The organism is Nonomuraea sp. NPDC049637 (assembly GCF_040675235.1).
Lineage (GTDB): Bacteria > Actinomycetota > Actinomycetes > Streptosporangiales > Streptosporangiaceae > Nonomuraea.
Map to the genome: position 1 here is coordinate 1 of NZ_JBFAOM010000023.1, position 25529 is coordinate 25529.

22 protein-coding genes are annotated in these 25529 nt (G+C 70.2%); 14 read left to right on the top strand and 8 right to left on the bottom strand.

The window, feature by feature from the left end; all coding sequences use genetic code 11:
• The 5 genes from AB0J71_RS28525 to AB0J71_RS28545 form a co-directional block, all read right to left on the bottom strand.
• Positions 1–1409: choline dehydrogenase (locus AB0J71_RS28525; RefSeq protein WP_364416868.1), on the bottom strand; the 1409-nt coding region annotated here is incomplete at its 3' end.
• Positions 1385–2320, bottom strand: coding sequence for an ABC transporter substrate-binding protein (locus tag AB0J71_RS28530; RefSeq protein ID WP_352321426.1), 936 nt, complete (start codon positions 2318–2320; stop codon positions 1385–1387). The genes AB0J71_RS28530 and AB0J71_RS28525, both read right to left, overlap by 25 nt.
• Positions 2321–2376: 56 nt before the next feature.
• Entirely contained in the window at positions 2377–3354 is a 978-nt protein-coding gene (locus tag AB0J71_RS28535) for an ABC transporter substrate-binding protein (protein ID WP_352321428.1), read from the bottom strand.
• Complete coding sequence (locus AB0J71_RS28540; RefSeq protein ID WP_352321430.1) at positions 3351–5264, bottom strand: ABC transporter permease subunit; 1914 nt, start codon at positions 5262–5264, stop codon at positions 3351–3353. The genes AB0J71_RS28535 and AB0J71_RS28540 overlap by 4 nt, the downstream gene beginning before the upstream one ends.
• On the bottom strand, positions 5261–6316 hold the full coding sequence (locus AB0J71_RS28545) for a glycine betaine/L-proline ABC transporter ATP-binding protein (RefSeq protein WP_364416870.1): 1056 nt from the start codon (positions 6314–6316) through the stop codon (positions 5261–5263). The genes AB0J71_RS28540 and AB0J71_RS28545 overlap by 4 nt, the downstream gene beginning before the upstream one ends.
• A gap of 341 nt (positions 6317–6657) precedes the next feature.
• Between AB0J71_RS28545 and AB0J71_RS28550 the strand changes: the two genes are divergently transcribed.
• The 4 genes from AB0J71_RS28550 to AB0J71_RS28565 all read left to right on the top strand — a co-directional run bounded on the left by AB0J71_RS28550 (position 6658) and on the right by AB0J71_RS28565 (position 10689).
• Positions 6658–9336 (top strand): nitrate- and nitrite sensing domain-containing protein, encoded by a 2679-nt coding sequence (locus tag AB0J71_RS28550; RefSeq protein WP_364416872.1) that lies wholly within the window; start codon positions 6658–6660, stop codon positions 9334–9336.
• Complete coding sequence (locus tag AB0J71_RS28555; RefSeq protein ID WP_352321436.1) at positions 9336–9758, top strand: roadblock/LC7 domain-containing protein; 423 nt, start codon at positions 9336–9338, stop codon at positions 9756–9758. The genes AB0J71_RS28550 and AB0J71_RS28555 overlap by 1 nt, the downstream gene beginning before the upstream one ends.
• 66 nt (positions 9759–9824) lie before the next feature.
• The gene (locus tag AB0J71_RS28560) at positions 9825–10139 is read left to right on the top strand and encodes a DUF742 domain-containing protein (protein ID WP_229824241.1); all 315 of its coding nucleotides are present in this window, start codon (positions 9825–9827) and stop codon (positions 10137–10139) included.
• On the top strand, positions 10120–10689 hold the full coding sequence (locus AB0J71_RS28565) for an ATP/GTP-binding protein (protein WP_364416874.1): 570 nt from the start codon (positions 10120–10122) through the stop codon (positions 10687–10689). The genes AB0J71_RS28560 and AB0J71_RS28565 overlap by 20 nt, the downstream gene beginning before the upstream one ends.
• Here the strand turns inward: AB0J71_RS28565 and AB0J71_RS28570 are convergent.
• Together AB0J71_RS28570 and AB0J71_RS28575 are read right to left on the bottom strand one after the other, a co-directional pair.
• On the bottom strand, positions 10683–11642 hold the full coding sequence (locus AB0J71_RS28570; protein WP_352321439.1) for an SIS domain-containing protein: 960 nt from the start codon (positions 11640–11642) through the stop codon (positions 10683–10685). The two genes, AB0J71_RS28565 and AB0J71_RS28570, sit on opposite strands and share 7 nt — an antisense overlap.
• Positions 11639–12748, bottom strand: a complete 1110-nt coding sequence (locus AB0J71_RS28575) for a hypothetical protein (RefSeq protein ID WP_364416876.1) — start codon at positions 12746–12748, stop codon at positions 11639–11641. The genes AB0J71_RS28570 and AB0J71_RS28575 overlap by 4 nt, the downstream gene beginning before the upstream one ends.
• A 545-nt stretch (positions 12749–13293) precedes the next feature.
• Here AB0J71_RS28575 and AB0J71_RS28580 point away from each other — a divergent pair.
• The 4 genes from AB0J71_RS28580 (at position 13294) to AB0J71_RS28595 (ending at position 17116) form a co-directional block, all read left to right on the top strand.
• A complete protein-coding gene (locus tag AB0J71_RS28580) occupies positions 13294–14415 on the top strand; it encodes a spermidine/putrescine ABC transporter substrate-binding protein (RefSeq protein ID WP_352321443.1) in 1122 nt (373 codons plus the stop codon).
• 107 nt (positions 14416–14522) lie between these two features.
• A complete protein-coding gene (locus AB0J71_RS28585; RefSeq protein ID WP_352321445.1) occupies positions 14523–15281 on the top strand; it encodes an ABC transporter permease in 759 nt (252 codons plus the stop codon).
• The gene (locus tag AB0J71_RS28590; protein ID WP_352321447.1) at positions 15274–16080 is read left to right on the top strand and encodes an ABC transporter permease; all 807 of its coding nucleotides are present in this window, start codon (positions 15274–15276) and stop codon (positions 16078–16080) included. Before AB0J71_RS28585 ends, AB0J71_RS28590 begins: the two co-directional genes overlap by 8 nt.
• Positions 16067–17116, top strand: a complete 1050-nt coding sequence (locus AB0J71_RS28595) for an ABC transporter ATP-binding protein (RefSeq protein ID WP_352321449.1) — start codon at positions 16067–16069, stop codon at positions 17114–17116. Before AB0J71_RS28590 ends, AB0J71_RS28595 begins: the two co-directional genes overlap by 14 nt.
• Here AB0J71_RS28595 and AB0J71_RS28600 read toward each other — a convergent pair.
• Positions 17110–17715, bottom strand: a complete 606-nt coding sequence (locus AB0J71_RS28600; RefSeq protein WP_352321451.1) for a TetR family transcriptional regulator — start codon at positions 17713–17715, stop codon at positions 17110–17112. The genes AB0J71_RS28595 and AB0J71_RS28600 overlap by 7 nt on opposite strands.
• Before the next feature lie 149 nt (positions 17716–17864).
• On the opposite strand from AB0J71_RS28600, the gene AB0J71_RS28605 reads away from it, so the two are divergent.
• The 6 genes from AB0J71_RS28605 to AB0J71_RS28630 all read left to right on the top strand — a co-directional run bounded on the left by AB0J71_RS28605 (position 17865) and on the right by AB0J71_RS28630 (position 25448).
• Positions 17865–19115, top strand: coding sequence for a glycosyltransferase (locus AB0J71_RS28605; protein WP_352321453.1), 1251 nt, complete (start codon positions 17865–17867; stop codon positions 19113–19115).
• Between the two features lie 18 nt (positions 19116–19133).
• Positions 19134–20531 (top strand): aminobutyraldehyde dehydrogenase, encoded by a 1398-nt coding sequence (locus AB0J71_RS28610; protein ID WP_352321455.1) that lies wholly within the window; start codon positions 19134–19136, stop codon positions 20529–20531.
• 251 nt (positions 20532–20782) lie between these two features.
• Positions 20783–24046: a nitrate- and nitrite sensing domain-containing protein gene (locus AB0J71_RS28615; protein ID WP_352321457.1), complete on the top strand. Its 3264-nt coding sequence runs from the start codon at positions 20783–20785 to the stop codon at positions 24044–24046.
• 5 nt (positions 24047–24051) lie between these two features.
• Positions 24052–24465, top strand: coding sequence for a roadblock/LC7 domain-containing protein (locus tag AB0J71_RS28620; RefSeq protein WP_201760494.1), 414 nt, complete (start codon positions 24052–24054; stop codon positions 24463–24465).
• 19 nt (positions 24466–24484) lie between these two features.
• Positions 24485–24889: a DUF742 domain-containing protein gene (locus AB0J71_RS28625; RefSeq protein ID WP_055507219.1), complete on the top strand. Its 405-nt coding sequence runs from the start codon at positions 24485–24487 to the stop codon at positions 24887–24889.
• A 7-nt stretch (positions 24890–24896) separates the two neighbouring features.
• A complete protein-coding gene (locus tag AB0J71_RS28630; protein WP_352321483.1) occupies positions 24897–25448 on the top strand; it encodes an ATP/GTP-binding protein in 552 nt (183 codons plus the stop codon).
• Positions 25449–25529 lie beyond the last annotated feature (81 nt).

Here is a 25529-nt window from a genome sequence, read left to right on the forward strand (position 1 = left end):
GCGGTCTCGCCGTCCTTGGCCACCCAGGCCAGGATCTCCTCGTCGGTCCGGACATCCGGGCCGGGGGAGATCTCGCCGCCGTCCAGGCCGGCCCAGGCGGGCTGGGACAGGATGGCGCGGGCGTGCCTGATCGCCTCCACCCACTCGCGGCGGTCCTGCTCGGTGGAGAGGTAGTTGAAGCGCAGCGCGGGCTTGGCGCGGGGGTCGGCCGAGCGGATCCGCACCGAGCCGCGGGCGTCGGAGTACATCGGGCCGATGTGCACCTGGTAGCCGTGCCCGCCGGCCGGGGCCGAGCCGTCGTAGCGCACGGCGATCGGCAGGAAGTGGAACATCAGGTTGGGGTACGCGACGTCGTCGTTCGAGCGGATGAACCCGCCCGCCTCGAAGTGGTTCGTGGCGCCGGGGCCGCGCCGCAGGAACAGCCAGTCGGCGCCGATGAACGGCCGCCGCCACATGGCCAGCGACGGCTGCTGGGAGACGGGTTGCGTGCAGGCGTGCTGGACGTAGACCTCCAGGTGGTCCTGGAGGTTCTCGCCGACGCCCGGCAGGTCGTGGACCACCTGCACGCCCACGGACTCCAGGAGCGCCTTCGGCCCGACCCCGGACAGCTGGAGCAGCTGGGGGGTGTTGATCGCGCCGCCGCACAGCACGACCTCGCGCGCCGCGATGCGCTCGCCGCCGCACTGGACGCCCACCGCCCGCGTCCCCTCGAAGAGCACCTTCTCCACGTGGGCCCGCGTCCTGACGGTGAGGTTGGGACGGCGGCGCACCGGATGCAGGTAGGCGCGGGCGGCGCTGAGCCGGCGGCCCCGGTGGACGTTGCGGTCGAAGGCGGCGAAGCCCTCCTGGCGGTAGCCGTTCACGTCGTCGGTGAGCGGATGGCCGGCCTGCTGGACGGCCTCGAAGAACGCCTCGAACAGCGGGCCGCGGGCCGGGCCGCGCTCCAGCTTCAGCGGGCCGTCGTCGCCCCGGAAGGGCGAGCCGGGATCGGCCAGGCAGTTCTCCATGCGCTTGAAGTAGGGCAGGCAGTGGGCGTAGTCCCAATTCTCCATGCCGGGATCGGCGGCCCAGCGCTCGTAGTCGAGCGGGTTGCCGCGCTGGAAGATCATCCCGTTGATGCTGCTGGAGCCGCCCAGGACCTTGCCGCGCGCGTGGTAGATGCGCCGGCCGTTCATGTGCGGCTCGGGCTCGGACTCGTACTTCCAGTCGTAGAACCGGCTGCCGATGGGGAACATCAGCGCGGCCGGCATGTGGATGAAGACGTCCCAGAGGTAGTCCGGCCGGCCCGCCTCCAGCACCAGCACGGACACCGACGGATCGGCGCTCAGCCGGTTGGCCAGGGCGCAGCCGGCCGAGCCGCCGCCCACGATGACGAAGTCGAAGCTCAACGCGGGATCCAGTCCTTCCACACGATCTTGTTCTCCTCCACCCACTGCCGGGCGGCCTGCTCGGCGGTCTTCTTGCCGTTGATCATCTCGGCGGCCACGGCGTTCTGGTTGTCGTTGGTCCAGGTGAAGTTGCGCACCAGCTCGTACGCCTTCCCGCCGCGCTCGGCGAACCGCTTGCTGACGATCTTGTCCAGCAGGTACGGCGGGTAGTCGCAGGCGACCTTGGCGGGCACGTCGTCGCACCCGACCGCGTACGGAGGCAGGTTGACCTTGACCAGTTTGACCTTGGTGAACAGCCATTGCGGTTCGTAGAAATACATGAGCAGGGGGGTGCGGGTGCGCGCCGCCGTCTGCGCGGCCTTGATCAGTGCGTCCTCGCTGCCGGAGTAGACGACCTTGTAATCGAGGCCGAGGTTCTTGATGAGAACCTCATCGTTGGTGACGAATGTCGGGTCCCCGTCGAGTACCTGACCCAAATTTCCGGTTTTGGAGGTCCGGAATAGGTGGGCGTACTTGTTCAGGTTCCGATAGTCGGTTATGTCGGGATATTTCTTGACCATCCACTCGGGGACGTACCAACCGATCACGCCTTTGTTGCCGGTGAGCCCGGCCGACAGCGCCACCTTCTTCTGCTCGATGTAGATCTTCTTCTCGTTGTTGTGTCCCCAGTTCTCGACGATCACGTCGACCTTGCCGGATTCGAAATCGCCCCAGGATTTCTTCTCCTCCATCCGGCGCGTGTTGACCTTGTAGCCCAGCTCGTGTTCGAGCAGGTAGGCCAGGACGGCGGCCTGGGCCTCGTATCCGATCCAGGCGTGCACGTCGATGTTGACCGTGCCCCTGGCGGCGACCCCGGTCTCGGGGGCGCCGCCGGAGCAGGACGTCAGGAGCAGGGCCGCGAGCAGCGGCCCGGTCAGCTTCTTGGTTCGCATGAGAGGTCTCCGCGACCGCGCCCCCGCCCGGCCGGGAGGGACGCGGTCAAGAGGGGTCACTTGGGGAGCCAGGCCTGCCACTTGGCGGTGTTGGCCTCGACCCACTTCTTGGCGGCCTGCTCGCCGGTCAGGCCGTTGTTGGTCATGTCGTTGGCGACCGCGTTCTGGTCCTCGTTGGTCCAGCTGAAGTTCTTGACCAGCTCGTACGCCTTGCCGCCGGTGTCGGCGAACTTCTTGCTGACGATCTTGTCGAGGTCGAGCTCGGCGTAGTCGCAGGCGACCTTCTTGGCGTCGGCGTCGCAGCCCTCGGTGTACGGGGGCAGGTTCACCCGGGCCAGCTCGACCTTGTCGAACAGCCAGTGGGGCGTCCAGAAGTAGAACAGCAGCGCCTTCTTCTGCGCCTGCGCCTGCTCGGCCGCCTTGAGCAGGGCCGCCTCGCTGCCGCCGGTCACCACCTTGTAGTTCAGCTTGAGGTTCTTGACCAGGGCCTCGTCGTTGGTGACGTAGCTCGGGTCGCCGTCGAGGAGCTGGCCCTTGCCGCCGGACTCCGACGTCTTGAACAGGTCGGCGTACTTGTTCAGGTTCTTGTAGTCGGTGATGTCCGGGTACTTGTCGGCCATCCACTTGGGCACGTACCAGCCGATGACGCCCTTGTTGCCGGTGGAGCCCGCCGAGAGCGCGACCTTCTTCTCGTCGATGAACTTCTTCTTCAGGTCCGGATGGCCCCAGTTCTCGATGATGACGTCCACGTCGCCCGTCTCGAAGCCCTCCCAGGCGACCTGCTCCTTGATCTCGGGCAGCTGCACGTCGTACTTGAGCTCGTTCTTCAGCAGGTAGGCGACGACGTTCGCGCTGGCCTCGTAACCGACCCACGGGTTGATCGCGATCTTGACGGTGCCGGTCGTCGCCGCGCCGGAGGCGGCGGCGGCCGACGGGGCGGCGGCGCTGGGGGAGGTCTCCACCTTGGCGCCACCGCCGCAACCCACGGCGGTGAGGCCGACAACGAGCAGGCCTGCGAGCAGGCGAATCTTCATGTGCGCTTCCTCTTTCGGGGGGAAGGGCGCCTGTCGGCGCCCTGCGTGATGCGGTCGAGCATGACTCCGAGCAGGACGGTCGCGATGCCCGCCACGAAGCCCATGCCGAAATCCGTGCGCTGGGAGAAGCCGACGACCACGTCGTAGCCGAGCGCGCCCGCCCCGACCAGGCCGCCGACGACGACCATGGCCAGCGTCATCACGATGCCCTGGTTGGCGGCGAGCAGGATGGCCCGCCGCGCCATCGGGAGCTGCACCTTCCACAGGAGCTGGCCCGGGGTAGAGCCGGCCGCCGCGGCCGCCTCGACGACCGTGCCGGGCACCCCTCTGATGCCGTCCTCGACCAGGCGCACCACGGGCGGCACCGCGTAGATCACCGAGGCGAAGATCGCGGTGAACCGGGTCGTCTCGAACAGGGCCAGCGCCGGCAGCAGGTAGACGAACGCGGGCATGGTCTGGGCGGCGTCCAGCAGCGGGCGCTGAACGGCCGACCAGCGCGGCGAGCGGGCCGCCGCCACCCCCAGCAGCAGGCCGACGACCAGGGTGACGAGCACCGCCACCGCGACCGTGGTCATCGTCTGCATGGCGTGCTCCCACACGCCGAGCAGCGCGATCGCCAGCAGGCAGCCGAGCGCGGTCAGCGCCGGGCGCACCCCGCTCAACCGCCAGGCCAGGGCCAGCACCGCGAGGGCGACCAGCCACCACGGGGCGGAGGTGAGCAGGCCCTCCAGCGGGTTGAGCAGGAAGGCCGAGGTCAGGTCCTTGACGAAGGTCGTGACCGGGTACCAGGTCGTCTCCGCCCAGCGGACGGCGTCGTTCACCGCCCCGGCGAAGGTGACCGTCAGGCCGGCGGGCCAGCCCGCGGGCAGCGCGAGCCCGGCCGCCACGCCCGCGACCGCCAGCGCCGCCGCGACGGCCAGGTCCGGCCGGCCGAGCGAGGCGTGCGCCTGGCGGCGGGCCACCGACATGAGCATGCGGTCGAGCACGACGGCCATGACCACGATGGCCAGGCCCGCCGGGAGCATCATGCCGACCTGGGCCCGCGACAGACCGCGGATGATGTCGCCGCCCAGGCCGGGGGCCGAGATCAGGTTCGCGATCACCACCATCGACAGCGCCATCATGATGGTCTGGTTCACCGCCAGCGCCATCGTCGGGCGGGCCAGCGGCAGCTGCACCTTGAACAGCGTCTGACGGCGGGTCGCGCCGAGCGACGCCGACGCCTCGACCGCCGTGGCGGAGACCTCCTGGACGGCCAGCGCGGTGATCCGGATCGCCGGCGGGATCGAGTAGATCATCGTCGCGATCGCCCCGGCCGGCGCGCCGATGTGGAAGAACAGCACGAGCGGCGCCAGGTAGGCGAACGTCGGCATGATCTGCATGACGTCCAGCACCGGCGTCAGCACCCGGCGCACCCGCGCCGACAGCCCGGCCCAGACGCCGAGCGGCACGCCGACCGCCAGCGACAGCAGCACCGAGGCCGCCACCAGCGCCAGCGTGTCCACGCTCGACTGCCACAGCCCGAGCACCCCGAACGCGCCCACGCCCGCCGCCGCGAGCAGCGCGATGCGCCGGCCGCCGGCCAGCCAGGCCAGCGCGGCCAGCACGCCGATGAGACCGGGCCAGTTCAGGGCGGTGAGCGCGGTCTGGAAGAAGGTGTAGACGCCGTCGACGAACAGCCGGATGTAGTTGAGGAAGTACAGGAAGAGCGGGCTCTCGTTGCGGTGGTCGTCGATCCACTCGCGCAGTTCGGTGACCGCCAGGAACTGCGGCGCCTCCTTGTCGTGCGGCAGCGTGCCGGTGCCGCGGAAGACCAGGTACGCCACGGCGAACAGGATCGCGACCCCGGCGGGAGCGGCCCATCTGGGGATCCTGAGCCTGGCGGGGGCGCTGACCGCGGTGGTGCTCACGCGCCCGCCCTCACCGCGGCGTCCGCGCCGGCGAGGAAGGACAGCAGGTCCACGCGGTCCACGACGCCGGTCAGCTCGCCGCCGTCCATCACCCGGATCGGGCGGGAGGAGGCCGAGGCCGCGGCGATGGCGTCCTTGACCAGGGTGGTGGCGGGGAACTGGGGGCCGTCCAGCGGCTCGCCGGGCTCGGGGGCGCGGCGGATCCAGCGCAGCGTCAGCACGTGGCTGCGCGGGACGTCGCGGACGAAGTCGGCCACGTAGTCGTCGGCCGGCGCGCCCACCAGCTCCTCGGCCGTGCCCAGCTGCACGATCGAGCCGGCCCGCATGATGGCGATGCGCTCGCCCAGCTTGAGCGCCTCGGACAGGTCGTGGGTGATGAACACCATCGTCTTGCCGACCTCGCGGTGGAGCCGGATCACCTCGGTCTGCATGTCGCGCCGGATCAGCGGGTCGAGCGCGCTGAACGGCTCGTCGAACAGCATGACCTGGGGATCGACGGCCAGCGCGCGGGCCAGGCCGACGCGTTGCTGCATGCCGCCGGAGAGCTGGTCGGGGTAGGAGGCGGCGTACCCGTCGAGGCCGACGAGGGTGAGGATCTCGGCGGCCCGCGCGTGCCTGGCGGCCCTGGGGGTGCCCTGGATCTCCAGGCCGTAGGCGACGTTGTCGATGACCCTGCGGTGCGGCAGCAGGCCGAAGTGCTGGAAGACCATGCTGACCCGGTGGCGGCGCAGCTCGCGCAGCCGGGCGGGGGAGGCGCGGCCGACGTCCTCGCCGCCGATGCTGATGCGGCCGGCGGTGGGCTCGACGAGCCTGGTCAGGCAGCGTACGAGGGTGGACTTGCCGCTTCCCGACAGGCCCATGACGACGAAGACCTCGCCGGGGCGCACCTCGAAGCTCACGTCGCGGACGGCGGCGGTGCACCCGGTCTTCTCTCGCAGAGCGGCGGGGTCGAGGTGTCTGTCCTCGCTGTCCAGCACCTTTTGCGCCCTGGATCCGAAGATCTTCCAAAGCCCTTCGACGCTGATGGCCGCGCTGTCGGGAGAATCCCGCACCCTCGCCTCCTCGATTGCCGGGGGCTCAACATATGCGGTGAATAACGCAAATCTCAACGCTGTGACCTGTGAGAGACCTGGCTGCTCCTCCCGTGTTATGCGCTTGGAACGCACTAAACGCCCATATGTGGACATATGAATGTATAGGGGGCTATTTCTGGTTGGAGAGGCGGCGAGATGGGGCTCCAGCTTTCGTCCCACTGGGCACAGAAGTTGAATTTCGCACCGATATGTGCGGGTGGCCACCTCCGCTTAGGATGTGTTCCAATTACCCGCACTTGCTGATTTCTCTCAAGGGCCACAGCCCTGACAAATACGCCGATTCGGGCGAGGTGCGTTCGGTGACAACACAGCTGGGCGAGCGGCAGGCCGTCGAAGGCAACTGGCGCCTGCGCAATTGGCGCGTACGTGCGCGCCTGGTCGCCCTCATCCTGGTGCCGACCGCCGCCGCCGTGCTGCTGGGCGGCGTCCAGGTGCTGTCCTCGACGGGCGCCGCCGCCGACTACGACCGGACGAACCGATTAGCCGTGCTGTCGGAGCAGGTGGGCGACCTGACCCACCAGCTCGCCGGCGAACGGGCCAAGACCGCCTGGTACATCGCCAGGAACCGGCCCGTGAACGGCCTCGGCGGCGTGCGGTCCCAGATGGACCAGGTGGACGTCGCCATCAGGGAGGTACGCGGCACCGCCCAGCAGATCCTGGCCGACGTCGAGGGCCGTACCGCCGACCAGATCGAGAACATGCTCTCCCGCCTGGACGACCTGACCTCGCTGCGCGAGCAGGCGATGGACGCCGACCTGCTGCCCGGCCCGGCCGTCGACCTCTACACGACGGTGATCGGCGACCTTCTGTCCATCCACACCGAACTGATCAAGGGCAGCTCCGACGACGAGCTGTTCCGCCAGACCCGCATGCTGGACGGCCTGGCCAGGGCGAAGGAGAGCGTCTCCTACCAGCAGGCGCTGCTCACCACCGTCCTCGTCGAGGGCGCCTTCGGCCAGGACCAGCTCAAGCGCTTCCTCGGCGAGCTGTCCGCCGAGACCGCCGAGCGCAGGGGCTTCGCCGCCGAGGCCACCGCCGACGAACGCCGCTTCTTCGACGAGACCGTCAACGGCCGCAGCGCCGACCGCATGTTGTTCCTGCGCGAGCTGGTGCTCATCAGGGTCTCGGCCGGGTTGCCGCTGCGCGGCCTCGACCTGGCCAAGCACGACGACGCCAAGGAGTGGTTCGACGCCTCCAACGTCGTCGTGGACTCCATGCGCAAGGTCGAGCAGGGCCAGGCCGCCGGGATCGTGGCGCGCAGCGCCACGCTCAGCGCGGAGGAGCAGCGGCGGGCGCTGGTCATCGCGGGCGCGGTGCTCGCGCTGCTGGTCGCCGTCCTGCTGATCACCACCGGCGTGGCCAGGTCGCTGGTCCGGCCGCTGCGCAGGCTGCGCGGCGAGGCGCTGGAGATCGCCGGGCGCCGGCTGCCGGACTTCGTCCAGCACCTGCGCGAGTCGCGCGACGGCGCGGTGGACGCCGAGGTGCCGCCCATCGGCATCTTCTCCAGGGACGAGGTCGGCGAGGTCGCCCGCGCCTTCGACGAGGTGCACCGCGAGGCCGTCCGGCTGGCGGGCGACGAGGCGCGGCTGCGCTCCAACGTCAACGCCATGTTCGTCAACCTGTCGCGGCGCAGCCAGACCCTGGTCGAACGGCAGCTCACCCTGATCGAGCGCCTGGAGCGCGGCGAGCGCGACGACGAGCGCCTCGGCGACCTGTTCAAGCTCGACCACCTGGCCACCCGCATGCGCCGCAACAGCGAGAACCTGCTGGTCCTGGCCGGTCAGGAGGCCGCGCGCAAGTGGAGCGAGCCGGTCGAGCTCATGGACATCGTGCGGGCGGCGCTCGGCGAGGTCGAGAGCTACGACCGGGTCAGCGTCCAGGCGCAGTCCGACGTCGCCATCGCCGGGCAGGCCGTCACCGACGTGGTGCACCTGCTGGCCGAGCTGGTCGAGAACTCGGTCTCGTTCTCCTCCAGGGACACCAAGGTGATCATCTCCAGCAGCCGCATCGACGGCGGCGGCCTGATGGTCTCGGTGACCGACAACGGCATCGGCATGACCCCCGAGGAGCTGGCCGAGGCCAACTGGCGGCTGGCCCACCCGCCGGTCGTGGACGTGTCCGTGTCGCGGCGGATGGGGCTGTTCGTGGTCGGGCGGCTCGCGCTGCGGCACAACATCAAGGTGCAGCTCCGCCGCCAGGACGTCGGCGGGCTGACCGCGATGGTGCTGATCCCGGAGATGCTGCTCGCCGCCGTGCCCGGCTCGGTGCCCGGGCACCTGCACGGCTCGATGGCCACGGCCGCGCACGCCCCGGCCATGTCCGCCATGGGCCGCCCGGACCAGGGCCGCGCCGAGCCTTTCCAGAGCGCCGAGCCCTTCCGAAGTGCCGACCCGTTCCAGGCCGCTGAGCCGTTCCAGAGCGCCGAGCCGTTCCGGGGCGCCGAGTCGTACGCGCCGCCCACGGCCCCCATGCCGGCCTACGGGCACCCGTCGTTCGACCCGATGCCGTCCGCGTCCGAGTCGTCGTGGTTCACCTCGTCCTCCTCGCAGTCGGTCGAGCCGCCGCAGCCGGAGCCGCCGGCGTCCGGCGCGTCCTACCCGTCGTTCGCCACGGGGCCCGAGCCGGCCGGGGCCGAGCCGGCGGCCGGGAACGAGTTCCTGCCGATCTTCGCCTCGGTCGAGGAGAGCAGCTGGTTCAGCAAGGCCGCGCCGACCGCCGACCGCCGGGACCCGGCCTGGTCGTCGCCCGCCGACCAGGGCTGGCAGGCGGCGAGCACGACCGCCGAGCCCGCCAGGGGCGGCACCACGAACTCCGGCCTGCCCAAGCGCACGCCGCGAGCGAATCTGGTACCGGGTACCGCGGTTCCCCAGCCGCCGCCCGCGCCGGTTCCGCCGCCGTCCCCTGACCGGCTGCGCAGCCGGCTGGCCAGCTACCAGCAGGGCGTGCGCAAGGGCCGGGCCGAGCTAGAGGAGGACTGATGAAGGAACTGAGCCAGGGGGCCAGGGACATCAACTGGCTGGTGAGCGCGTTCGTCGAGGAGGTGCCCGGCGTGGCCCACGCCGTGGTCGTCTCCGCCGACGGCCTGCCGATGGCCTTCTCCCGCGGCTTCCCCAAGGACCGCGCCGACCAGCTCGCCGCCATCGCGGCCGGGCTGGTCAGCCTGACGCAGGGGTCGGCGCGGGTCTTCGAGGGCGGCGGCGTCACGCAGACCCTGGTGGAGATGGAACGCGGGCTGCTGCTGGTGATGTCGATCAGCGACGGTTCGTGCCTGGCGGTGCTGGCCGCGCCCGACTGTGACATGGGCCTGGTGGCGTACCAGATGACGATTCTGGTGGAACGCACGGGGCAGGTGCTGACCCCTGCCGTACGGGCGGAGTTGTCATCCGCGCGCCCCTGGTGATGGGAGTGGACGTTGGCATCGTGGCATGACGAGGAGCCGGAGCCCCAGCGCAGCTCGCTGGTGCGCATGTACGCCGTCACCGGCGGCAGGACGGCGCCGCGCACCGGCCTGGCCATGGAGGCGCTGGTCTCGTCGGCGACCTCGGCGCGGCTCGGCATGACCTACACCCGCGAGTACCGGGCGATCAGCGAGCTGTGCCGCCAGGTGCGCTCGGTGGCCGAGATCTCCGCCCTGCTGGCCGTGCCGCTCGGCGTGGCGCGGGTGCTGGTCGCCGACATGGAGGCCGACGGGCTGGTCAAGGTCTACCAGCCGCAGCTGGAGGCCGGGCTGCCGGACCGCAGGCTGCTGGAGAGGGTCCTGAGTGGACTTCGCCGGCTCTAGCCCGACGCTCACCTCGACGAAGATCGTCGTGGCGGGCGGGTTCGGCGTGGGCAAGACCACCTTCGTCGGCGCGGTGTCGGAGATCGTGCCGCTCACGACGGAGGCCGTCATGACGGACGCCTCGGCCGGCATCGACGACCTCGCGCACACGCCGGGCAAGTCCACCACCACGGTCGCGATGGACTTCGGCCGCGTCTCGCTCGAACGCGACCTGATCCTCTACCTGTTCGGCACGCCCGGACAGCACCGGTTCTGGTTCATGTGGGACGACCTGGTCCGCGGCGCGATCGGCGCGGTCGTGCTGGTCGACACCCGCCGCCTGGCCGACAGTTTCCCCGCGATCGACTACTTCGAGGAGGCCGGGCTGCCGTTCGTCGTCGGCCTGAACGGCTGGGACGGGCGCTTCCCGCACGTGGAGAGCGAGGTGCGCGAGGCGCTCACGCTCTCACCGCAGGTGCCCATCGTGCGCACGGACGCGCGTGCCCGCCAGTCGGTCAAGAACACCCTGATCACCCTGGTCGAGCACGTGATCGGCGGTCGCCCCTACTGAGCGTTCCACCAGTACGCGGCCACCAGCTCGGCCACCAGCGTCTCGGTGAGCAGCGCCACGCCGGGGTCGTCGTCGTGCGCGTAGCGGATCGCCGCCGCGGCGTCCTTCACCTCGCCGCCCACGGAGATCACCGTGGAACCGCGCTCGCGCACCCAGTCCATGGCCTGCTCGTCGTAGCGGGAGCCGGGGAAGAGCAGCGCCCGGTAGTCGCGGGTCTTGGTGAGGTAGACGTCGACGTGCGACCAGTCGCCCGCCTCGCAGGCGTCGGCCGCGCGGCGCGGGCCCTCGCGGAACATCAGCGCCGACTGCTCGGCCGACGACAGCCGCTCGGCGGGGGCGATCGTGTAGACGCCGTCGGGCCCGTCGAGGAGCTCCATGGTCAGCGGGAGCCATTCGTCGCGGCGGTCCAGGAGGTCGCGGGTGGCCTCGGCGGCCCGGGTGAGCAGCGCGGGCAGGTCGCCGTCCGCGCCGGTGAGCCGGGCCTCGAGCGCCAGCAGCAGGGCCAGCGTGTGCTGGAACGTCCGGCAGGCCACGCCGCCGCGCTCCTCGCCCGCGCCCATGGGGACGACCAGGTCGGCCGCCTCGGTGACGGGCGAGCCGGGCACGTTGGTGATCGCGGCCACGTACGACGGGCCCCCGGCGTAGCGGGCGAGGGCGTCGAGGGTCTCGCGGCTGCCGCCGGTGGCCGAGATCGGCACGACCAGCGTGTCCGGCCCGGCCGGGTAGGTCGCCGCGGCCGAGGCGTAGTCGGCGTAGGCGTCCACGCCGGCCGCGCGCAGGCGCAGGGCCGCCACCCCGGCGGCGTACCGGGAGCTGCCCATGCCGAGGAACAGCACCCGGCGCACGCCCTCGGGCAGCCCGGCGAAGGGGTCGGCCGCGCGCAGCCGGTCGGCGAGGGCGGCCAGGGCGGCGGGCTTGGCCTCCAGGTCGGCCAGGTAGAGCTCGGGATTCACGGCAGGTTCTCCTCGGGGTACCAGGTGCGCAGCACGCCCATGGGGGCGTAGCGCCAGCGGGGCAGGTGGCGGGCGGCGTAGATCAGCTCGCGGCACTCCTGCTCGACCTCGAACGGGCGGATCAGGGTCTCGTCCAGCAGGTCGGACCGGCCGAGGCCGGACAGGCGGTCGCGGTAGGCGTCCAGCAGGCCGACGCGGGCCCGTGCCGCCCAGGCCGCGGCGTGGGCGGGCGGGGTGCCCCGGCGCCTGACGGCGACCTGGGCCACGTGCTCCAGGCTCGTGGTGAGCTGGGCGACGTCCCTGGCGGCCGGCTGGCGCACGCCGGTGTCGGCCACGGTCGGGTTGCCGTCGAAGTCGATCACGGCGTAGCCGTCGCGCCATCGCAGGATCTGGCCCACGTGCAGGTCGCCGTGGATCCTGATCACCGGGCCCGAGAAGCCCGCGCGCAACGGCTCCAGCTCGCCGGCCAGGGCGCCGGCCCGCGTGGCCAGCCACTCGCCGTCGGCGCCGCCGGTGAGGGCGAGCGCCTCGGCCAGCGCGTCCGCGGCCCGCGCCGCCGGGTCCGCCTGTCGCGCGGACGAGCCGCCGGGCAGCGTGGACAGCGCGACATGCAGGTCGGCGGCCAGCCGGCCGAGCTCGCCGGCGAACTGCGTGCCGCCGGACTCGGCCTCGTCCACGCACCACTCCCAGCCGTCGCGCGCCTCGGGCAGGTAGCCCGTCACCAGCGCGAGCAGCTCCTCGCCGGCGTCCGAGGCGCGGGTCAGGGCCAGGTACGGGGGCGCGGTGCCGGTGAAGCCGACCTCGACGAGGTGGGCGAAGATCTCGGGCGTCGGGTGGGGGAGCGGGACGGGCGGGCTCAGCCACTTCACGACCATCCGCTCGTCCACCACGACCGAGTGGTTGGTCTGGTCGACGTGCGGCCCGAAGCCGCGCTCGGCGGCTGTTGCCGCAAGGACGGGAAGGTCATGGAAGCGGCGGACGGCGAACGGGTGCGGCGGGTCGTGCGCCAGGGCCCGCAGCAGGCTCGTGGACAGGCCGTGATCCCGGTCGGAGACGGGCTCCGCCGCGAGGGCGGCGAGCCGGGGCGCAATTGAATCCCAGTTCAACAGATTGACCATCGTTCCCGATCGACGTGTGGAAGGAAGTCTCGCTCATGTTGATATCCGCTGCAACTTCGCCCTCTTCGGAGCCCGTCCGCGCATTAGGGGAAAAGCGCCTGCGCCGGTCAGGAGGGTACGGTCCCGCCCCCGGTGCTCTCGCCGGGCCGCCCCTGCCTCCGTGTGCGAGCGGGGTCCGCGCGGCCGTCACCGTGACCGAAACCCGCCGTGGGCGGATCGGGATCCCTCGCCCGTTTCCTGAGCACCCGCCAGGGATCGCACGCTCCTGAGCCGATAGATTACGGCTGGGAGAGATGGCGCGAAGAGCGCGGCCCAAAGGCGGTCCGTACGCGAGGTGAGAGGTCCCTCACGGACCGGGATGAGGCGACTCCGTTATTGAATCTCGATTCAACACTCTGATCAAACTTCCTGGTAGCAATGTCGGGAAAAGTCTTGCTCATGTTGATTTCTGCTGCAACACTCCTGCTCTGGTCTGCCGTGTCCAGTAAGGTCGCGCGACCCCTCAATCCTCAGCACCAGAAGGAGTAGCGGCCGTGTCCCGTAACCGGTTCACCCGTCGTCTTCCGGCCGCCGTGGCGGTGGCCGGCCTCGCGCTAGCCGTCGCGGCGTGCGGCGGTGGGTCGTCGAGCAGCTCAGACGGCACGACCGCGGCCAAGGCCGAACAGCTCCAGCCCAACGCCGACCTGACCAAGCAGTCGCTCCAGGTGACCGTCTGGCCGGGCTACACCCCGGAGGAGCTGCCGCAGAAGGTCAAGCAGCAGCTCAAGGTCAAGGAGATGGGGATCACCAACCACGACACCAACGAGCTGGCGATGGCCAAGCTGACCGCCTCCGGCGACAGCGGCATCGACGTGGCGTTCGTGTCCGGCCAGTACGCCCAGGCGCTCAACGCCCAGGGCCTGCTGGAGCCCATCCACCCCGAGCTGATCCCCAACCTGGCCAATCTCTACCCCGAGGCCACCCAGCTCTCCTACGACAAGGGCAACAAGTACTCGGTGCCCTACACCTGGGGCACCACCGGCATCTGCTACCGCAGCGACCTGGTGAAGACGCCGCCGACGAGCTGGAACGACATCCTCAAGCCCCCCTCCTGGGCCGAGAAGAAGGTCACCATGATGACCACCGAGCGCTGGCTGGTCCTGCCCGCGCTCAAGGCGCTCGGCTACTCGGTCAACACCGAGAAGGACGAGGAGATCGCCAAGGCCAAGGAGCTCCTGGTCTCGCAGAAGCCGCACCTGCTGCGCTACGACGACACCACCTTCGGCGACCGGCTGAAGTCCGGCGAGGCCATCATGGTCGAGGCGTGGGACGGCTGGTGCCCGACCACGGACGAGAAGCAGAACATCAAGTTCGTGGTGCCGAAGGAGGGCAGCGACCTCTGGGTGGACACCATGGTGATCATGAAGTCCTCCAAGAACAAGGAGGCGGCCCACGCCTTCATCAACATGATCCTCGACCCGGAGATCCACCGCTGGGCGGCCGAGAACATCAACTACAAGGTCCCCAACAAGGCCGCCATGGACAAGGTGACCATTCCCAAGGGCTCGCTGCTGGACATCAAGCCGGCGGAACTGCTCAACGGTGAGTCGATCATCGACCTGGGGCAGGCGTCGACCAAGTTCAGCCGCCTGTCGCAGGAAGTCACGGCCGGATAGTCGTTGGTGCAGTGAGATCCGAGGTCAAGGCCCGGCCGGTGTCCCGTCAGCGGGGTCGCCGGCTGGGCGCGTTCGTTTTCCTTTCGCCAGGTCTGACGTACCTGGTCGTGCTCCTCCTCGTGCCGCTGGCGCTGGTGCTCAGCTACACCGTCTTCCAGCGGGGGCGCTTCGGGGGCATCGTCTACGAGTTCACGCTGGAGAACTTCCAGCGCCTGTTCGACTCGCTCTACCTGAACGTCGTCGGCGACTCGCTGAAGATGGCCACGATCGCCACGCTGATCGCGTTGCTGCTCGGCTACCCGACGGCGTACCTGATCGCCCAGCTCCCGCCGAAGTGGAAGACGATCGCCCTGGTGGCGGTCGTGCTGCCCTTCTGGACGAACTTCATCATCCGCGTCTACGCGTGGATCATCATGCTCAGCAGTCAGGGGCTGCTCAGCTCCCTGCTGGGCAAGGAGATGGAGCTGCTGTACACCCAGGGCGCGATCGTCACCGGGCTGCTCTACTCGTACCTGCCGCTCATGGTGCTGCCGTTGTACTCCTCGATCGAGAAGCTGGACCCGCAGTTGCGCGAGGCGTCGGCGAACCTCGGGGCCTCGGCGTTCACCACGTTCCGGAAGGTGACGCTGCCGCTGACCCTGCCCGGCGCGCTGACCGGGGCGATGTTCGTGTTCGTGCCGAGCTTCGGCAACTTCGTCATCCCCGAGATGCTCGGCGGCAACAAGTCCATCATGGTGGGGAACCTGATCCGCAACCAGTTCCTGGTCGCGCGCGACTGGCCGTTCGGCTCGGCGCTGGTGCTGGCGCTGATCGCGGTGCTGATCCTGCTGCTGCTCGTGCAGGCGTGGGCGGCCCGCCGTGCGTAGACCCAAGCTGCTGTACGTGCCCTTCTGGGTGACCTACGCCTTCCTGTACGTGCCGATCATCGTCCTGGTCGTCATGTCCTTCAACTCCGGCAAGTCGGCCTACACCTACGAGGGCTTCAGCCTCAAGTGGTACGGCGAGCTGGCCGCCGACGAGAAGATCAGAGAGGGCCTGGTCAACACCCTGATCGTGGCCCTGGGCTCGACGGCGATCGCCACCGTGCTCGGCACGCTGCTGGCCGTCGGCCTGGCCCGGTACACCAAGTCGAAGATCCTCGACGCGATCTCGCTCATGCCGGCCGTGCTGCCCGACCTGGTGCTCGGGATCGGGCTGCTGGTCCTGTACGCCCTGATCAACACCTTCCTGGCCCAGTGGGACGCCCAGTTCGCGCTCGGCCTGCCCACGGTGACCATCGCGCACGCCGTGTTCTCGCTGGCGTTCGTCGCGGCGGTGGTGCGCACCCGGCTCACCAACGCCGACACCTCGCTGGAGGAGGCCTCGCGCGACCTGGGGGCCGGGCCGGTGGTCACGTTCATGAAGGTCACGCTGCCGCAGTTGCTGCCCGGGATCGTCGCCGGGGCGCTGCTGGCGTTCACGCTGTCGCTGGACGAGTTCGTGATCGCCTTCTTCACGATCGGCAACGCCGAGCCGACGCTGCCGATCGTCATCTACTCAATGGTTCGTTTCGGGGTGACCCCGAAGATCAACGCGCTGGCCGCGATCCTGCTCCTCGTGAGCTTCACGGCGGTGATCGCCGGGCAGCGGATGACCAAGATCGGGAAATCACGTGCTCAGGATTGACGGGGTCACCCGCAGGTTCGGTGACGTCACCGCGCTCGACGGCGTCTCGCTGGAGATCGAGCAGGGCGAGTTCTTCGCCCTGCTCGGGCCCTCCGGCTGCGGCAAGACCACCCTGCTGCGCATCATCGCCGGGTTCGAGACGCCGGACGCCGGCACGGTCACGCTCGACGGCGAGGACCTGCTGTCCAAGCAGCCCAACCGGCGGCCGATCAGCCTCATGTTCCAGTCGTACGCGCTGTTCCCGCACATGACGGTGGCCAAGAACGTGGCCTACGGCCTGGAGCGGGAGAAGCTGCCCCGGCAGGAGATCAAGCAGCGGGTCGGCGAGGTGCTGGAGACCGTGGGCCTGTCGGCGCACGCCTCGCGCAAGCCCGCCCAGCTGTCCGGCGGCCAGCGGCAGCGGGTCGCGCTGGCCCGGTCGATCGTCAAGCGGCCGCGGCTGCTGCTGCTCGACGAGCCGCTGTCGGCCCTGGACAAGAAGGTCCGCGCGGACATGCAGCTGGAGCTCAAGCGGCTGCAGAGCGAGGTCGGCATCACCTTCGTGGTCGTCACGCACGACCAGGAGGAGGCCATGTCGCTGGCCGACCGAATCGCGGTCTTCGACAGCGGCAGCGTGCGCCAGGTGGACGCCCCCGTGGCGCTGTACGAGCGCCCGCGCTCGCCGTTCGTGGCCGACTTCGTCGGGGCGAACAACCTGTTCGAGGGCGTCTGCACCGGCCTGGACGGGATCAAGAGCGAGGAGTTCGGCATGCTGGCCGGCACGCCGCTCGAGGACCTGGCCGCCGACACCAAGGCGCTGCTCGCGGTGCGGCCCGAGAAGATCGAGCTGGCCGACGAGAACGCGGCGCGGGGCCTGAAGGGCAGCGTCCTGGACGTGAGCTTCTACGGCGGCGTCTCGCACATCTCCGTGGACGTGCCCGGACGGGCCAAGCCCGTGCTCGCCGCGGTGCAGGGGGCGAGCACGGTGCAGCCCGGCGCCAAGGTGAAGGTGCGCTGGGAGGCCCAGGACGCCGTCATCATGGCGGTCGATCAATGAGCCAGGTCGTTGCCCGTCGCCGCCCGCGCGTACGACAGGATCAGCTCGGCCGCCTCGTCGGGTCCGATCAGCGGATGCCTGGCGGTGATGCGGTAGCCGTAGGCGTCCTCCAGGGCCACCAGGTTGCGCGCGATGGTCACGGAGTCGGCCGTCAGCCGGAAGACCCCGAGCGCGGCCCCGGTGTCCAGGATCGCCTGGTACATCGACACCTGCCGGTCGTACAGCGAGGTGAGCAGCACGCCGTAGACCCGGTTGCGGCCCGCGGCGCCGCCCAGCTCGTTGAGCAGGCGGACGTCGGGGTCGAGCGGCCCGGTCGGCAACCCCGACCGGATCGTGACGACCAGCTTCTCGACCGGGTCGGTGAAGTCGGCCAGGCGGCGCATGCGCAGCTCGTAGAACCGCTCCATGCCCGCGTGCTGCGCCTCGACCAGCAGTTCGCCCAGGTCGGGGTAGTGGTAGAGCACGGCTCCGGAGGTCAGACCGGCCTCCTCGGCGACGTGCGAGAGCTGTACACCGTCGATCCCGTGGCGGATGATGGCTCGGCGCGCGGCCTCGATCAAGTCGATGCGCCGGTCACTACGGCTTTTGCGCTGGGCCACGACCACCACCCCCCGTGCGTTTGGTCACCATTCAGATCGGCCGTGACCATAGTGCACTTAACTTGCGCTTCACGCTAGATGAGTATTTGAATTCCTCTTCAATTTGACGAGTTCCCCCGGAGTTCACGATGTCCCTCACCATCCTGTTCATGCCAGAGAGCGCGTACGGCCCCACGAACAACTGCATCGGCGTCGGCGACATTCTCCGCCGTCGCGGGCACCGCGTCGTCTTCGCCGCGGAGTCGTCCTGGAAGGGCAAGCTCGAAGCGCTCGGCTTCGAGGAGGACCTCGTCGACCTGGCCCCGCCGCCCGAGAACGCCGAGGAGCAGGACGCCGGCCAGTTCTGGAAGGACTTCATCCGCGACACCGCGCCGGAGTACCGCAAGAGCACGCTGGAGCAGCTCGACACCGTCATCAAGCCCATCTGGGACTCCCTCATCGACGGCGCCAAGTACTGCGAGCCGCAGCTCAAGGCCATCATCGAGCGGGTGAACCCGGACGTGATCGTCGAGGACAACGTGATCACGTTCCCGGCGCTGCTCACGGCGGGCAAGAAGTTCGTCCGGATCGTCTCCTGCAACCCGCTGGAGGTGCGCGGCGAGAACGTCGCGCCGGTCTTCTCCGGCCTGCCCGCCGACGACCGCTCCGGCTGGGACGCCTTCCGCGCCGAGTACGAGCGCACCCACCGCGAGATCTGGACCGCCTTCAACGAGTGGTGCGTCGAGCAGGGCACCGCCCCGCTGCCCGACCTGGACTTCATCCACGAGGGCGACCTGAACCTGTACGTCTTCCCCGAGATCCTCGACTACACCGACGCCCGCCCGCTCGGCCCGAGCTGGCACCGGCTCGACTCCTCGGTGCGCGAGACCGACGAGGACTTCACGCTGCCCTTCGAGCGCAACGACGGCTCGCTGATCTACTTCTCGCTCGGCTCGCTCGGCTCCTCCGACGTGGAGCTGATGCAGCGCGTGATCGACATCCTGGCCGGCACGCGGCACCAGTACATCGTCTCCAAGGGCCCGCTGCACGAGGAGATCAAGCTCGCCGACAACATGTACGGCGCCGAGTTCCTGCCGCAGACGAAGATCATCCCCCTGTGCGACCTGGTCATCACGCACGGCGGCAACAACACCACCACCGAGGCGGCGCACTTCGGCAAGCCGATGATCGTGCTGCCGCTGTTCTGGGACCAGTACGACAACGCCCAGCGGGTGGACGAGCTGGGCTACGGTGTCCGGCTGTCGACCTACACCTTCACCGACGAGGAGCTGACCGGCGCGGTGGAGCGCCTGCTCGGCGACACCGAGATGCGCGCGAGGCTCGCCGCCGCCGGCGAGGAGATCCGCCGCCGCGACGGCCTGCGCAAGGCCGCCGACCTGATCGAACAGCTCGGCCAGTAGGGATTTCGAGGACTTTCCATGCGTGAACTGATCAACCCCGCCACCGGCCTCCCGTGCGCCGAGATCCCGGACACCCCGGTGGCCGACGTGGCGGCGGCCGTCCGGACCGCCCGGGGCGCGTTCGAGGAGTGGGCGCAGACCACCCCCGCCGAGCGCCAGCGGCTGCTGCTGCGCCTGGCCGACCTGGTGGAGGCCGACGCCGAGGAGCTGACCCGGCTGGAGGTGGAGGAGACCGGCAAGCCGGCGGCCGTGTTCAGGGACGGCGAGCTGCCCTTCGCCGTCGACAACCTGCGCTTCTTCGCTGGCGCCGCCCGTTCGCTCGAAGGGTCGGGGGCCGGGGTGTTCAGCGCCGGTTACACCTCGGTGCTGCTGCGTCGTCCGGTCGGGGTGGTGGGGTCGATCGCGCCGTGGAACTTCCCGTTCGTCATGGCGGTGTGGAAGGTCGGCCCGGCCGTGGCCGCCGGGAACGCCGTGGTCATCAAGCCGGCGCCGCAGACGCCGCGGACGACGCTGCGCCTGGCCGAGCTGTTCGCCAAGGCGGGCGCGCCCGAAGGGCTCGTCCAGGCGGTCACCGGCGACGCCGAGGTCGGCCAGGCGCTGGTGACCGACCCGGGCGTGGACATGGTCAGCGTCACCGGCTCGACCGGCACCGGCCGGGCGGTCATGACCGGCGCGGCGGCCACCCTCAAGCGGGTGCACCTCGAACTCGGCGGCAAGGCGCCCGCCCTGGTCTTCCAGGACGCCGACCTGGCCGAGATGGCCCGCGGCGTGGCCATGGGCGCCACGTACAACACCGGCCAGGACTGCACCGCGGCCACCCGCGTCTACGTCGCCCGCGAGATCTACGACGACGCCGTGGAGGCCATCCGCGCGACTCTCGCCGAGATCACCGTGGGCGACCCCTGGGACCCGGCGACGGACATCGGCCCGCTGATCTCGGCCGCCCACCGCGAGCGCGTGCACGGCTTCGTCGCGCGCTCGGGCGGACGGATCGTGCACGGCGGCGCGCCCGTCGAGGGGCCGGGCTTCTTCTACCCGCCGACGCTTGTGACCGATGTCGCACAGGACAGCGAGATCGTCCAAGGTGAACTTTTCGGACCGGTCCTTGTGGCTCTGCCGTTCGACGGCGAGGACGAGGCCGTCCGGCTGGCCAACGACACCCCCTACGGGCTCGCCTCGTCGGTGTGGTCGCGCGACGTCGCGCGGGCGATGCGCGTGTCGCATCGGCTCGACGTGGGTGTGACCTGGGTGAACGATCACCTGCCGATCGCCAGCGAGGCGCCGCACGGCGGCGTGAAGGGCAGCGGGTTCGGCAAGGACATGAGCCAGGAGGCGGTGCAGGAGTATTCGGTGACGCGGCATCTCATGGTCAAGCACGCGGCACCCGTGGAGCGGGATTCGTTCCGGCCCGCCTGAAAACGTGTACGGCGATATGACGCCCAAAGTGTCGCTTTGGGTGCATTTAGTGGGAAATGTACGGTTGGCCGTCTGGTACGGACTGTGTTCCAATTACCCAGCCGGACAGAATCCCATGCGCCACACGCGTGTCTGATTTCTTTCGAGCACGTACCGGCGAGAGGTAGCGAGAGTCAGTGAGGACGGAAAACCCCAGGCACACGAGGTCAGGGGAGTACACAGGCGGAAGGTTCCGGCTGGGGAACTGGCGTGTGCGCTCGAGGTTGATCGCGCTGATCCTCATCCCCACCATCGTGGGCGTGCTCCTCGCGGGCGTGCAGCTCGCCAACGCCATCGGGACGAGCTCCGAGTACCGCCGGCTGACCCAGGTCGCCGAGCTGGTGCAGCGCATCGGCGGGCTCAACCACGAGCTGGCCAAGGAGCGCACGCTCACCGCGTGGTACGTCACCGACCAGTCGAAGGCGGGGCGGTTCGGTCAGCTCAAGACCCAGCGCCTGGCCGTCGACGCGGCCAAGAAGAAGGTGCTGGCCTCGGCCAACGCCATCGACGCCGCGCACTCGGCCCGTATCCGCGACGGTGTGGAGAACATGCGCCGGTGGCTCACCGGCCTCGACAGCCTCCGCGCGTCGATGGTGGCCGAGGGCGTGCCCCCGCGAGCCGCGATCACCACGTACACCACCATGATCGGCGTCTTCTCCGCGATCCAGGGCGACCTGGGCGACGGGGTGAACGACGACGACCTCCAGGGTGACGTGGCCGCCCTCGGCTCGCTGCAGCGGGTCAAGGAAGAAGTCTCCAGGCAGCAGGCCATTCTCATGATCGCGCTCATCGAGCGTGAGCTGGACTACGACGACCTGTCGGAGTTCCTCGGCTCGTGGAGCCGCCAGCAGGCCGAGCTGACCGCCTTCGAGCGGGAGGCCGACCCGGCGGACCTGCGGGCGTACCAGAAGACCATGCGCGGGCCGGACATCGACCGCGCCGACGCCATGCGGCAGCGCGCCCTGGCCCAGGTCCGCGAGTACAACCGGATCCGTGACCTCGACGTCACCTCCGCCCGCGACCTGAGCCGCTGGTACGACAGCACCACCCTGGCCGGCAACACCATGCGCAAGGTCGAGGACTCCCTGGCCACCAAGATCGTGGCCAGGGCCCGCGAGCTGAGCGACACCGAGCAGCGCAACGCCATCATCAGCGGCGCGACCATCCTCGTGCTGCTGCTGCTCGTCCTGATCATCACCACCCGGGTGGCCGGTTCGCTGGTCCGCCCGCTGCGCCGGCTGCGCGCCGAGGCGCTCCAGGTGGCCACCACCCGGCTGCCCGAGACCGTCCGCATCCTGCGCGAGTCCGGCGACGGCGCGCAGATGCCCGAAGTGCCGTCGGTCGGCGTCAACACCCGCGACGAGATCGGTGAAGTGGCGCGGGCCTTCGACGAGGTCCACCGCGAGGCGCTCCGGCTGGCCGGCGACGAGGCCAAGCTGCGCGCCAACGTCAACGCCATGTTCGTCAACCTCTCCCGCCGCAGCCAGACGCTGGTCGAACGGCAGCTGCAGCTCATCGAGGGCCTGGAGCAGGGCGAGGAGGACGAGCAGCGGCTCGCCAACCTCTTCCGCCTCGACCACCTGGCCACCCGCATGCGCCGCAACAGCGAGAACCTCCTGGTCCTCGCCGGCCAGGAGGCCGCGCGCAAGTGGAGCGAGCCGGTGCCGCTGGTCGACATCGCCCGCGCCTCGCTGTCGGAGGTCGAGAACTACGAGCGGGTCCAGATCAAGATCCCGTCCGGCACGCTGATCGTCGGCCCGGCCGTCACCGACGCCGTCCACCTGCTCGCCGAGCTGATCGAGAACGCGATCTCCTTCTCGCCGCGCGAGAGCAAGGTCGAGGTCTCCAGCGTGGCCACCGACGGCGGCGTCATGATCTCCATCAACGACCTGGGCATCGGCATGAGCCCCGAGGAGCTCGCCGAGGCCAACTGGCGCCTGGCCAACCCGCCCGTCGTGGACGTCGGCGTCTCCCGCCGCATGGGCCTGTTCGTGGTCGGCCGCCTGGCCCTGCGCCACGGCATCCGCGTCCAGCTCAGCATGCGGGAGACCGGCGGCCTGAGCGCGCTGGTGATGATGCCCGACATGCTCATCAGCGGCGGCGCCGGCATGCCGCAGCAGCCCGGCAGCCAGTACGAGGCGTTCACCACGTTCGACCCGAGCCAGTTCGGCATCGCCGCCGCGCCCGCCGAGGCGAGCCAGAACGGCGCGCCCGTCTCCGCGCCCGACGCGGCCGACCGGGTGCTGGACACGCAGTGGCCGGGCTCGCTGCCCGCGCCGGGCACCGGCAACTGGCCCTCCTTCGCCGACGAGCCGGCCCAGGAGGAGACCCGCTGGGGATCCTTCGGCGAGGAGCCGGCCCGGGACGAGCCGCGCTGGCCGTCGTTCGCCGAGGAGCCCAAGCCCTCCTTCACCGAGGAGCCGAAGCCATTCTTCGGCGACGAGCCCAAGCCGTTCTTCGGCGAGGAGCCGAAGCCGGCCTTCGGCGATGCGCCCAAGCCGTTCTTCGCCGACGAGCCGCCCGCGGCCCAGCCCGAGCCGCAGCCGCAGGCCCAGTCCCCGTGGGGCGAGCAGCGCTGGCCCTCCTTCGCCGAGCAGCCCCCGCCCCTGCAGGACGACGAGCCCCGCTGGCCGTCCTTCGCCACCGAGCCGCCGCAGAGCGGGACGGAGGAGCCTCGCTGGTCCTCCTTCGGCTCGCCGTCCTTCGGCGACACCTCGCTCGGCCAGTCGGCCTTCAACGAGGAGCCGCCGCGGCGGTCCCTGTTCGAGTCGGTCGACCCGCCGCGCCCCTCGGCGTTCGGCGAGGAGCCCTACCGGGCGGCGTTCGGCGACCTGCCGGGGTTCGGCGCGGAGGAGCCCAAGCCCGCCGACCAGTACGAGCAGAGCCGGCCGGGCGCCTACGGCCCGTTCGGCCAGGGCGACTACTCCTCCCAGGACCTGACCGGCCCGCTCCCCGTGGTGCGCACCTCGCCCCTGGAGGAGCAGAGCGAGGAGTTCCTGCCGATCTTCTCGTCCGTCGGCTCGGACTGGTTCCGCAGGCCCGACCCCGAGCAGCTGCGCCAGCAGGAGCAGGAGCCCGAGCACGAGATCACCGCCGTGCATCCGGCCGTGCCCGCCGATCCTCCTGCGGCCGCGCCGCCCGCCGCCCCGGCGGTGGGCCGGTCCGGGCTGCCGCAGCGCAGGCCCGGCCAGTCGGGCGCCGGCGCGTCGTGGTCCTCGCCCGCCGACTCCGGCTTCCAGGCGGCCCAGGCCGCGGCGCAGCCCGCCCAGGCCGGCACGACGTCCTCGGGCCTGCCGCGCCGGGTGCCCAAGGCCAACCTCGTGCCCGGTACGGCCAGTCTCGCCGAGCCGCAGCCCACGTCGCCGCCGCCGCAGATCTCGCCCGAGCGGTTGCGCAGCAGGCTCTCCAGCTTCCAGCAGGGAGTGCGGCAAGGCCGCGCGTTCACCCGCGGAGAAGAGAATGAGGAGGACAAATGAGAGAGATGAGCCAGGGAGCGCGTGGCATCAGCTGGCTGATCACCGACTTCGTGAACAACGTGCCGGGCGTCGCGCACACCGTCGTGGTGTCGTCCGACGGCCTGCCGCTGGCCTTCTCGGAGGGTTTCCCCAAGGACCGGGCCGACCAGCTCGCCGCGGTCGCCTCGGGCGTGATCAGTTTGACGCAGGGCGCCGCGCGGGTCTTCGAGGGCGGCATGGTCACCCAGACCGTCATCGAGATGCAGCGCGGGCTGTTGATGATCATGTCCATCAGCGACGGGTCCTGTCTGGCCGTCCTCGCGGCTCCCGACTGTGACATGGGACTCGTGGCCTACCAGATGACGCTGCTGGTCGAGCGCGCCGGTCAGGTGCTCACCCCGGCCGTACGCGCTGAGCTGCAAGCGGCCCGCCCCCGCTAGCGGGCGGTGACAGGAGATCATGGTGTCAGGTCAGGGTTGGGCTGGTGATAGCACTCCGCCGCATCCGGCGGCCCCTCGTCCGCAGAAGCCGAGTTCCCTGGTACGGCCCTATGCCGTGACCGGGGGGCGCACCGCGCCGCGGATGAAGTTCGCCATGGAGGCTTTGGTGTCCTCCGTGACGTCGGAATACCAAGACATTTCCCTACTGAGTCCGGAGTATCAGGCGATCATCCAGCTGACCCGGAACGTCCGGTCGGTTGCCGAGATCTCCGCCCTTTTACGCCAGCCCCTTGGTGTGGTCCGGGTGCTGATCGCCGACATGGCGTCGGAGGGCCTGATCCGCGTGCACCAGCCTGCGCTGGACGCGGGAAAGCCGGACCTCAACTTGCTCGAAAGGGTGCTCAGTGGACTTCGCAGGCTCTAGCCCCGGTCTGACCTCGACGAAAATCGTCGTGGCCGGGGGCTTCGGCGTGGGGAAGACGACGTTCGTGGGAGCGGTCTCGGAGATCCTGCCGCTCACCACGGAAGCGGTCATGACGGACGCCTCGGCCCACGTCGACGACGTCTCGCTCACGCCGAACAAGACGACCACCACCGTGGCGATGGACTTCGGACGTGTGTCGCTGGACCGCGACCTGATCCTCTACCTGTTCGGCACGCCCGGACAGCACCGGTTCTGGTTCATGTGGGACGACCTCGTGCGCGGCGCGATCGGCGCCGTCGTGCTGGTGGACACGCGCCGTCTGGCGGACAGCTTCCCCGCCATCGACTACTTCGAAGAGGCCAAGCTGCCCTTCGTCATCGGCATCAACGGCTGGGACGGCCAGTTCGCCCACGCGGAGGACGAGATCCGCGAGGCCCTGTCCGTCGGCGGGCACATCCCGATCGTCCGCCTCGACGCCCGCCAGCGCGACACGGTGAAATCCACCCTGATCACGCTGGTGGAGCACGCGCTCACCCGCCACTCCACCACGCCGGTATAGCCCGACGCGCCCCGGGCGCGCGCATCCCGATCCGCGCGCGCCCGCCGACGGGGCGGCAGCCGCGCCGACCTGCGCCGACCT